Raw genomic sequence first — 9,653 nt, 5'->3', positions numbered from 1 at the left:
AAATCCTCGATGACTTCGGTGCCGATTTCTTCCGCCGCATGGCCTGGAACGAGTCAAGCAAACTCGAACGTGCCGGCTTTCCGTGGCTATCCGCTAACTGCCCGTTTCACTCGACGATGACTTCTCCGCGACTTTCGGTCTCCGCATGCCCGGGGACGAGACAGGCGAACTGGAACTTGCCGGTATTTATGAACTGCCACTGTAGTTCCACAGTGGAATTCGGCTTCATCACCCGGCCGTTGACCTCATGACGCTCCAGATCCGGCGAGATCCGCATCGTCTCCGCATGTCCGAGATTCTCGGTCGTCGTTCCCAGCACGAATTCGTGCTTCACGGCGGTATCGTTGCGGATGGAGAACTTCACGACCTGCCCTCGCTTGAACTTCAGTTGTTCCGGCGTGATCACGAGCTTGCCGCCCTTGTCGGAGTAGACCACCGCGACCGGCGTCGTCGATTTCCACTTCCCCTTCACGGGTTGGCCGGCAGCGTAGTTGTAGTGGGAGTCGACGGCAGGCACGCGCGGCGCGGCAGCGGCGAACGTCGTTCCAGAGATCAGGGCGGCGGCGATAGTAATTCGTAGCAAGACTTCAACTCCTCAGTATTCATCGACCGGGCGACCGCGCGTCATGCGGCCCTCCCCGACCTGTAGTTCAATGCGGGCCGTTCGATGGCCGACCACGAAAAAATCGCAAGCGGCATCACGCAGACGAACGAAAGAAGCGCGAATAGCGGCAGCGAAATGCCGGGCACCAGCGTCAGCAACGCCTGCTGCACGGGCCATCCGTAGATGTAGGTGCCGTACGAAATGTCGTCGCGCTGCGCCCATCGCGTGGCGGCGCCGAAATCCATCGCTCCCGCGACCACGGCGACATGCGCCGTTGCGACGATGCAGGTCACCGGCGACAGCGTCGTTCCTGCAAAGGCGATGGCAGCGATGAAGGAGACCGGCAGCAGCCATGGCGTCACCGGCAGGACATCGCGCCCGCGATGTGCCAAGACGCCGAGCAGGAAGCAAAGCCCGTAGCGGCTCAGGTGGAAAGGCCAGAGCTTGTCGACGGCACCGGCGAGCGCCTGTGATCCCGGCTGCAAGGCGACGATCCCGATCGCAGTTAGTAAGATCGAAATCATCAGGAACGCCACGGACCTGCGCAGGCCCATCGCCTGGGCGATGCCCAGCCCCGCGTAGGCCGCGATCTCGTACTTCAACGTCCAAAGCGGCTCGTTCACTGCTGACGCGTATGGCAGATCGCCGAACAGACCGGGCGGTGCCGGCGCCTGCTGGAAACGCGCCAGCACCGTCAATGGATAGGTCCACGTCTTGATATCGGTGAAATAGCCCGTGATCGCCATGCTCGTCAGCAGCGGTCCCGCGACAAGCGCGAACACCAGACCGTAGGCGAGAAGCCCGGGCACGATGCGCAGCACCCTCGCGAACGCGAACCTCCAAAGATCGGGGTTTCGGTCCAACGATCGCGACAGCAGGAGACCCGACAGTACGAAAAAAACGTTGACCGCATGCTGTCCGAGCGTGAACGGCGTCGACAAGGACAGCGGTTCCGGCGTGCCCGGCCCGAACCTCAGGATGAAAAGATGGGAGACGATGACCGACGCCGCGGCGGCGAGCCGGACGAGATTGAAGGAATTCCGGTCGGACTGCAGCCTTTCGGAGAGAACCGCGCCGAACATCGGATTTCAGAACTCCAGGCCGAAGGGACATTTGGATGCGCCCTCCAAGCGGGGGTATTCGCCGGAGAGCGCCTCCGCCCGGCGCGCAGAAGCACGACGGACACTCCAACCGAAGTCACCACAACGACGGAAGGAATTCAGAAGAAAGCGAGCGCCTCCAGCCGGGCATGGCTGGAGGCGCCTTGGAGGTTCACGAAGCCCTGACGAGGGGCCCAGCGAACATCTCACCCGCGAGGAAGGGAATTCCGGTGCGGATGAGAATTGGAGATCAGAACGAGCGCAGTATCTGGACGGCGCCGTTGTAGAGGTTCTGATCCTGCGTCTGCAGCACGGTGCCAGCCGGCTTGCCGAGCATGCCGCCGGCATTGGTGGTGTAGGTACCGTTCAGATTCTGATCGAGGCGGCTGTAGGTAAACTGCGCCGACAAGGTCAGATTGCGGACCGGCGTCCATGCGGTGCGTGTACCGATCTGCGCAAGTGCAAGATCGAAGTTGCCGGTGCCCGCGAAGACGCCTGCACGCGCCGCTGCAGCCGACGACGAGTTGAAGCCCGGACCGCCCGCGCCGATTCCCTGGAAGGAAGCGAGCATCTGCGCGTTTCCATCACCGTAGGAGATCTGGCTGTAGTTGCCGAACACCGACGTGCGCCAGGCGGGATTCCAGTAGTGCTCATAGTATGCGCTGACCTGCCAGGCTTCGCTCTGGATGATCTGGCCGCCCGGAGCGAATACGCCGTCGAGCACGTAGCCGAAACCGGCGGTGTTGCCGCTGACCTTGTTGTACCGGCCGCCGCCGATCACGTCGGTGGTACCGCCGAAGATGTACTTGGCGGCCCCCTTGCCGTAGGAGGCTTCGAGCTTCAAGCTGTCGCCAGCACCCGTAGGCAGGTTCTTGAACTCGACGGCACCGGTGACGGCGAAGCCGAAGCTGTTGTCCGCGTGACCGGTGTTCTCGGTGCCCGCGTAGAAGCCCGGGGTGATCGTGTGCATCGCAGCGCCGAAGTGAAGCGTGCCCCAGGCTTGGTCGAGGCGAAGGTTGCCGACGACGTCAGGAATCTGATTGCCGCCGTACGAGTTGCCGAGGAAGGTGTTCGAGCTTGAACCGTAGAACGTGCCGGTGAACGTGCTTGCGCCCGGGCCAACGATGAAGGTGCTGGTATTCCAGAGACCGGCGTTGCGATAGGGCGACGCGTTCTCCAGCGAGATCGAAGCTGACACGCCGTTGCCGAACGACGCGGTGTAGGAGATCTGCGGGATACCCGTGGCGTTGAAGGAGCCGGAGTTGAATCCCGAAGAAATGAACGGTCGCGACAGGGTCCACTGCGGATCGAACTGAGAAACGGCCTTACCGAAGGTGAAGCCGGCAAACTGAATGAACGCGTAATCGACTTCGGTGTAGCCACCGGCGATCGATTCACGGTTCTGCAGGAAGTCGAACTGGATGTTGGCATAAGTACGGACGACGCCGTAGTCCGTGGCCGTGCGCGTATCGGTCGTGAGGTTGATGCGCTCGCGGGTGGTGTAGTTGTCCTTGGTCCAGAGGTTGTTGCCGCCGGCACCGCCCTGCCAGAACGGCGTGTCGTAGGTACCGCCGTTGAACGCGGTGTCGAGGCGGATCGCGCCACCGATCTTGATGCAAGTGTCGGTACCCGGGATGTAGTAGAAGCCCGCGCCGTAGAGCGAGCAGACCTTCACGTACTCGACCGCCTTCGCCTTCATCGGCAGATCGGCCGCCTGGGCCACGCTCAGGACAGACAGGCTTGCGGCCGTCCCCAAGATAGTCGTCTTCAAGAAATTCATTTTCATCTCTCCTTGTGCAGCGAGACTTTGCAGGCCGGCCCGCGAACGAGCATTCCTGTTCAATCGATGCGTCCTACTCGAACGAGCGCTCATCACGCTCAGGCACTCCGCGCATTCGATAAGGAGGTGTCCCCCGAAACTCCGCGACGAGATATGAATTCGCGCACACCGCGAGAGCAACATCGTTTTGATAGTTGAGCGGCCTCCGCACTCGCTTTCCCGATCGACGTGACAAAAGACCAGCGCAGAAAAAGCATGAGTTATTCAGTCAATTTGATCAGACACCGATAGGACATGCAGTTCGTCCAACCGATATGTCCGCGCCATCGCTGAACTATTCGCCGGCGGCGACGAGAAGCATTGCGCGTCCCAACCGCCGTCGCATCGTGATCAACCTGTCCGAGAGTTCCTGCAGTGACTGATCTTCCAACTCGCCGCATACGTGCTTTTCGATCGCACTCTTCGCCGATTCGAGATCGCCAAGACGTCGTTTGGCGAGCTCCGTGACGGCGAGCAGAACCAGGCGTTTGTCTTCTGCGGACTGAGAGCGGCGCAAGATCCCCTGCTCCTCGAGGATCTTCGACTGAGCCGATACGAAGGATCCGTCCACGTTCAGCAGCGCGGCGACATCACGGACCGATACGCCTTCTCCTTCGCCGAGCCCGTCGACCGCCATGATCAGAAGCCATTGCGATCCTGTCACGCCAATACGCCGCCCCAGAAGGTCGGCGATGCGATTCACGTAGACGCCGATCGCCGTAAGGTCCCAGACCATGCGCCGACCGATGTCGTCGTCGTTCTGAAGGGCATCCTGCAAGCTTTCCGACGTCCCGTCGAATAGGGGCCTCGTGGTCTTCATGTGTTGTCCGCCTTCCGGAGATGCACGCGGCACGCCGGAATCGCGCGCGTTCCACCGCGGGGGCGGTTATGGCGGGAGATGGACGGTGATATTGAATCGTCGGTCGAGAAGGAAAGACGCGCATGCGCAATGTGCGCCGCAGCTCTGAGAAATGGCATGACAAATACCTGATGAAGTCGATCGGAGACGTCGGTGGCGTCTGACGGAATTCGCTCAGATAAAGGACTTGGGAGGAGGACTATCCGGACCAGCCACGCGGACGACGCGCATGTCTGTCGCAGGAATGATCATCGGTGCCGGCGTTACGGTGTGCAAGATCTTCGCAACGTCGGGTGCGAGCGCGCTGGCACAAGTGGGACAATGATCGCATGCTCCGATCACCAACTTGCTCTTCTCGGTCCCCCCGTCGGATACGGCGACGACGGTCGACTGAGATACCGCTGAAGCGTGTGCACAGTCGGAATGATGGAAGAAACCAGTGAAAAGATACGCGAATGCGACGAACATCAACACGACGCGACGCAAACCATGCGTCGCTCTTATCGGATTCGATCGTGTGATTTCTCCTCGCATGTGCTTCGCATAACAAAACGATCAAGCGAGGCAAAGTACAAATCGAATCTGTCGACGTCGCGCAACCTGCAAATCAACGCGTTCGCATGCCGCTATCACGCGTCGTCTCACCTGAAATCTCGAAGTTTGCACGACATTCGATCGCGGGCGGTATCCACGTCGATCTGTATCGTCGCGTTTGAAACAATATCAGATGATCCGCGTTCCCATGCGTCACATTGTCGAAGGAGGAATTGAATGACGGATTTCGTGATCGCAACGGTCGAGCGTGCCGGCGCGATGGGAATCTTCCTCCTCATGCTGATCGAGAATCTTTTTCCTCCCATCCCGTCCGAATTGGTCATGCCGCTCGCGGGCTTCGTCGCATCGCGTGGAGATCTCGGAATCGTCGCGGTGATCGTCGCGGGCGTAGCTGGATCGGTGCTGGGAACCTTGTTTTGGTACGCGGTCGGCCGCTGGCTGGGTCAGACCCGCCTTAAAGAATTCGCTGCGAGACACGGCAGATGGCTCACTCTCAGTCCTGAAGACGTCGAGCGCGCCAACGTCTGGTTCATCCGTCACGGCGCCGCTGCCTTGATCCTCGGACGCCTTGTGCCGGGCGTGCGGACGCTGATCTCCGTCCCCGCCGGCATCTTCCGCGTGCAGCCGCTCTGGTTTCTGCTGCTCTCCACGATCGGCTCCACGGTCTGGACGGGTGCCCTCGCCTATGCCGGCTTCGTCTTCGGTGCCAACTACGGAAAGGTCTCCGGCATCGTCGAGCCGATCGGCACGGGCATCTTCATCGTCGCGATCGCGATCTATCTGTTCCGCGTCGCCACCTTCAAGGCGCAGACGCGCTGATCGCGCCGCTACCGATGTTGCAGATACACCATGAGGAAATCATACGATTCCATCTTACGCTTCACGATCGCATCGTGCGCCGGCGACGGGATGCGTGACACTCGTCTTCACGCGAGCCATCATCTGCACTCAATCGCCCTTCGCTTGTCGGCCAACCATTCCCCCTGACTTCCTTCATTCGATCCGGCGCCGGACATGGATTCTCCCTTCTGCGAGGCTTGCGATGCTACCATGGAGAAGGAGGGCGTCCGCCCCCTTCGGGTCGGATTCGACGCTCACGTATACCGATGTCCGGGTTGCGGCCTACGCCGCGAGGTAGCTCGCGACACGCGCTTCGCGAGCGACGAGGACCAGTAGCCTCGTCCGGCTCCGGCTGGACGCATCGCGGGCTTCATCTCGCCTTTCTTTCGATGGCTGTGGTGCGCGCAGCCTGAGCCTTGCAGTCCGTGCATTCGAAGCGCTGCACCTCGTAGCCTGTGCGCCACGGATGCGGCCCCGTCCGATAGACGAGCATCTCGCCTCCGCACTTCTTACAGACGTCCTTCATCGCTTGCTCACCGTTCTCCAGCGTACGATCCGGTCTCGCTGCAGAGCGGCCGAACAAGGACGCCCTGCCGATATCGCCGCGGGCACCACCACGGCTCTCAACTCTCGCCCTCCGCCCGCAAGACGTCGGCAAGCCGCGGCCGCTTGCGGCACAAATAGGTCGTGCGGCGCTGATTGTGCCCGATGTTGCGAGCCATGCGTTCGCAGGTGAAGCCGGCGCGGTCGAGCATCAGGCGGATCTCCGCCTCGTCGTACGTCGTCAGACCCAGCTCCTGCCTCAGCTTGCGATAGGGCGAAATGGCGGTCTTCGCGAGGCCGATCACCGCGGCTCCGAAGAACCGCTCCTTTCTTGCGAGGGTCAGGAGCGCGTAGGCGTCGGAGACGGCTCCGCCCTCTCCGGAGACGATGTCGCCCAGCACCAGCTTGCCGTCGTCCTTGAGCAGACGATCGAAGCTTACCAAGGTCTTCCGCATCTCGTCCGCCGCCAAGTATTGGGCGACGGAATGCATGACGACGACGTCGAACGAGCCGTCCGGAAAAAGGCCGAGATCCTCCGGAGCCAGCACCATGATCTTCGGGTGGTTCGGAAACCGACTCTGAAGCTCCTCCCGCACCGAGGGCGCGGCATCGCAGAGGATGAGCTGGGCGGCCTTGTCCATCATCTCATGGACCGCGAAATTCTTGCCGCATCCGAAATCCAGGACGGCGCTGCCCTCGGGCAGGTACGCGGCGATATCGCGGGTGACGAGTTGGTCGTGGACGATCTTGTGCCTTTGGTTCACGTAGATGTGGTGGTCGGTGTTCCAGAAGCCGACCCAATCGAGCTTTTGCAAGCGATGTTCCTTTGAGCGATCGTCACCTCCCGACGTTGCGGCGAGGTCGATCCGGTCCGAATGACGAGACGGAAGCTCTGCCGTCGCCGCTGCGCGCACATGGACGCGCTTGTCGGCGGCTCCCGAGAAGTTCGGGACCGGCAGCCTTCATGAATGGTGGGAACGCTGGGGCATCCGCTCCAGCGGCGCCATCACGCGCGGAGGAAAGGTCTCGGAGGACGCTCGAAGGAAGGCATGGTGCCGCTGGATGCCGCGCTCACGACCGTCATCGCCGTCGAGAACGGCGGCGCCGGCGGAAGAACGGGTGACGATGGGGGCAAATGTGATGCGACATGCGAATGATCGGCAGGATCATGACGATCCGCCTGGCCGGCATCGTGCCGTTCCTCGGTCGCGATCGTCACGACGACCTGTTGATCACCGTCTGGACCAGCGGAGATCGGGGCGTGAGGCTCGCCTTGAACCGCAGTCAGGCCATGGTGCGAGTGGCTTTCACTCCCGATAGGCGGACGCTGCAGACCGACGATCATCGCAAAGATGAGCGCGATGCGGAGCCATATCTGCAGAGTTGGAATTGACATCGAGTGGCGCGGCGCCCCGTTGAACGTCAGTGACAAGTGGAGCAACGGCGCGGCCAAATAGTGGCGCCATGTCTCGCATCTCATCGTTCACCGTCTCGGTACGAGACGACTTTGGCGGCGCGGTCGCCCGACTTCGCCTCTCGGCGACGGCGGTCCGCAAGAATCTGGCGGCGTCGATGGTCGGTCATCTTGCGCCAGGAACGAATCTCCTCTGTCGTCCGCCAGCATCCGACGCACATGTCTTTTCGCCGGTCGAACTTGCAGACATCCACGCACGGGGATTCGATTGCCATCTTCGGAGCCTGTCGTCGTCTACACGCGACCGTCGAGATACGAACGCGCCGCGTCCACGGCGGGACGGCACGCCGGTGCTGCATCGTCGGCGACCTGTTCCGGAGACCTGCGCTTGAGCCAGACATCGATCGCGATGCCGACCGCCCACCGCGGATCGTCCTGGACGCGCCGTACGACGACTGGCAGCGCCGACGTCGTGCACGACTTCACCTGAGATATGATCGCGGCCGGAACACGCGCCTTCGATAGTCGGTCCGATATCTCGGCCTGCAGCGGGTCGACGATGAAAAGTCGCACGATTAGTTCTATGATCGAATCCAGCATTTTCATCAGATATCGGACGCAGATGATGCGATCCGACATCACGTGAACCGCCGATCGCTCACGCCAGAGGGGCCCGGACCATCCTCGACCGCTAGATAGGCGTGAGCACGCGAGGCGTCAAATGACGATCAGATGTCCAGCCCACCGCAGTCGGACGAGACGCGGCGCATTCACTCCGGAAGATCTTTCTTGCGGGAGGCTTTCGCGCCGCGCTTCGGCACCAGCGCGGTCTTCATCGCCTGCTCGATCCACTCCCACGATTTCATGCCGCGGGCGTCGGCCACTTTCTGTGCGGCGTCCAGAACCTCCGGCCGCACGTAGATCAGCGTCGGCACGCGACCGTCTCGTCGCGTGGACGCCTTTCTGCCAGTCTTCGCCGCCTTCGCCATCTTCGACCGATCATCCGTATCGCGACGGATACTAGCGATGCGCGTCACCGGTCAGAATAGGCATTTGCGATAAAGTTGTTGAATAAATTGCCGGATCAAATTAGATATCTGAATTTTATGTTTTTGATTGACATCTCTAGTATTTTCTGATCTAAGAACGCTCGCTTTCGAGCAATCCCCCGATACGCTTTCGCGACCCCTCTGATGCTCCCTCCGGACGATCGAACGCGCATGAAACGCGGTCGATCCGTCGCGTCCCTAGTTCCCGAACCTTGCGAGGACGAATGCAGACGAAGAGTGCCTTGTTCATCGGACACAACACCGAACGCGCCATTCCCGTGAGAAGCTACCTTCACCGCGACTTTCTCATTCAATCGGCTCTCGACGGCGCCGTGCGTCGCATCGAATTCCATCCCAGCCTCCGCATCGACGACACCGTTCAGCGTGTCGATGCCGTGATCGTCGACAGCGACTATGGGCGTCATGCCATCGATCTCGTCGACGACCGGCCGCCGTGCGATCCGACGGCGGAAGGCCTCATGCACCTCGCTTTCGCGGAGGGATGCACGGGCATCATGACCGTCACCTCCGCCGACATCAGGCGCGAGCCGCGCTTCACATCGGCGCGCACCGTCTGGCGTCGCCGCAGCGACATGCTGCACGTCGACGACCGCGAAGCGGTGATCGGTGCGCTCGAAAGCGAGGGGCCGCTGCAGCTCCGCGCCCTGTCCGGCCTCATCCACACGCGCCGCGGGCTCGAGGCCGTCGTCCATACGATGGCCTGCGAAGGGTCCGTGGTGATCGATCTCACCGAGCCGCTCAACGACCGTGCGGTCGTCCGCGTCGGTCCCCGCGCAGTTGGCGGTGCCGTCCTCGCCTACGGCACTTAGCTCTCCGAGCCATCAACAAAGTCCTCCCCGACGGCGCCAG

At 61.6% G+C, this 9,653-nt stretch carries 11 protein-coding genes; 3 read left to right on the top strand and 8 right to left on the bottom strand.

Annotation, left to right across the window (positions count from 1 at the left end; genetic code table 11):
• Window positions 1-106: 106 nt before the first annotated feature.
• From ACIQ17_RS25920 to ACIQ17_RS25905, 4 genes are all read right to left on the bottom strand, one after another.
• Window positions 107-583 (bottom strand): copper resistance protein, encoded by a 477-nt coding sequence (locus tag ACIQ17_RS25920; protein ID WP_398472161.1) that lies wholly within the window; start codon window positions 581-583, stop codon window positions 107-109.
• Window positions 584-624: 41 nt separating this feature from the next.
• A complete protein-coding gene (locus ACIQ17_RS25915) occupies window positions 625-1,686 on the bottom strand; it encodes an acyltransferase family protein (protein ID WP_398472160.1) in 1,062 nt (353 codons plus the stop codon).
• 268 nt (window positions 1,687-1,954) lie between these two features.
• Window positions 1,955-3,460, bottom strand: coding sequence for a porin (locus ACIQ17_RS25910; RefSeq protein ID WP_398472159.1), 1,506 nt, complete (start codon window positions 3,458-3,460; stop codon window positions 1,955-1,957).
• A gap of 358 nt (window positions 3,461-3,818) precedes the next feature.
• Window positions 3,819-4,343, bottom strand: a complete 525-nt coding sequence (locus tag ACIQ17_RS25905) for a MarR family winged helix-turn-helix transcriptional regulator (protein ID WP_398472158.1) — start codon at window positions 4,341-4,343, stop codon at window positions 3,819-3,821.
• 810 nt (window positions 4,344-5,153) lie between these two features.
• Between ACIQ17_RS25905 and ACIQ17_RS25900 the strand changes: the two genes are divergently transcribed.
• On the top strand, window positions 5,154-5,756 hold the full coding sequence (locus ACIQ17_RS25900; RefSeq protein WP_398472157.1) for a DedA family protein: 603 nt from the start codon (window positions 5,154-5,156) through the stop codon (window positions 5,754-5,756).
• A 644-nt stretch (window positions 5,757-6,400) separates the two neighbouring features.
• Here the strand turns inward: ACIQ17_RS25900 and ACIQ17_RS25895 are convergent.
• Entirely contained in the window at window positions 6,401-7,135 is a 735-nt protein-coding gene (locus ACIQ17_RS25895) for a class I SAM-dependent methyltransferase (RefSeq protein ID WP_398472156.1), read from the bottom strand.
• A 338-nt stretch (window positions 7,136-7,473) separates the two neighbouring features.
• Between ACIQ17_RS25895 and ACIQ17_RS25890 the strand changes: the two genes are divergently transcribed.
• Window positions 7,474-7,713, top strand: coding sequence for a hypothetical protein (locus tag ACIQ17_RS25890; RefSeq protein ID WP_398472154.1), 240 nt, complete (start codon window positions 7,474-7,476; stop codon window positions 7,711-7,713).
• Window positions 7,714-7,796: 83 nt separating this feature from the next.
• On the opposite strand, the gene ACIQ17_RS25885 is transcribed toward ACIQ17_RS25890, so the two are convergent.
• The 3 genes from ACIQ17_RS25885 to ACIQ17_RS25875 form a co-directional block, all read right to left on the bottom strand.
• Window positions 7,797-8,009: a DUF1289 domain-containing protein gene (locus tag ACIQ17_RS25885; protein ID WP_398472153.1), complete on the bottom strand. Its 213-nt coding sequence runs from the start codon at window positions 8,007-8,009 to the stop codon at window positions 7,797-7,799.
• Window positions 8,010-8,028: 19 nt separating this feature from the next.
• The gene (locus ACIQ17_RS25880) at window positions 8,029-8,307 is read right to left on the bottom strand and encodes a hypothetical protein (RefSeq protein WP_398472152.1); all 279 of its coding nucleotides are present in this window, start codon (window positions 8,305-8,307) and stop codon (window positions 8,029-8,031) included.
• Between the two features lie 197 nt (window positions 8,308-8,504).
• On the bottom strand, window positions 8,505-8,669 hold the full coding sequence (locus ACIQ17_RS25875) for a hypothetical protein (RefSeq protein ID WP_398472151.1): 165 nt from the start codon (window positions 8,667-8,669) through the stop codon (window positions 8,505-8,507).
• A 338-nt stretch (window positions 8,670-9,007) separates the two neighbouring features.
• Here ACIQ17_RS25875 and ACIQ17_RS25870 point away from each other — a divergent pair, with 338 nt between their 5' ends.
• Complete coding sequence (locus ACIQ17_RS25870; RefSeq protein WP_398472150.1) at window positions 9,008-9,613, top strand: hypothetical protein; 606 nt, start codon at window positions 9,008-9,010, stop codon at window positions 9,611-9,613.
• Window positions 9,614-9,653 lie beyond the last annotated feature (40 nt).

The sequence above is a fragment of the Tardiphaga sp. genome (assembly GCF_044340795.1).
GTDB lineage: Bacteria > Pseudomonadota > Alphaproteobacteria > Rhizobiales > Xanthobacteraceae > Tardiphaga.
Note: the sequence above shows the minus strand (reverse complement) of the source record. Positions and strands in the feature narration are given on the sequence as shown.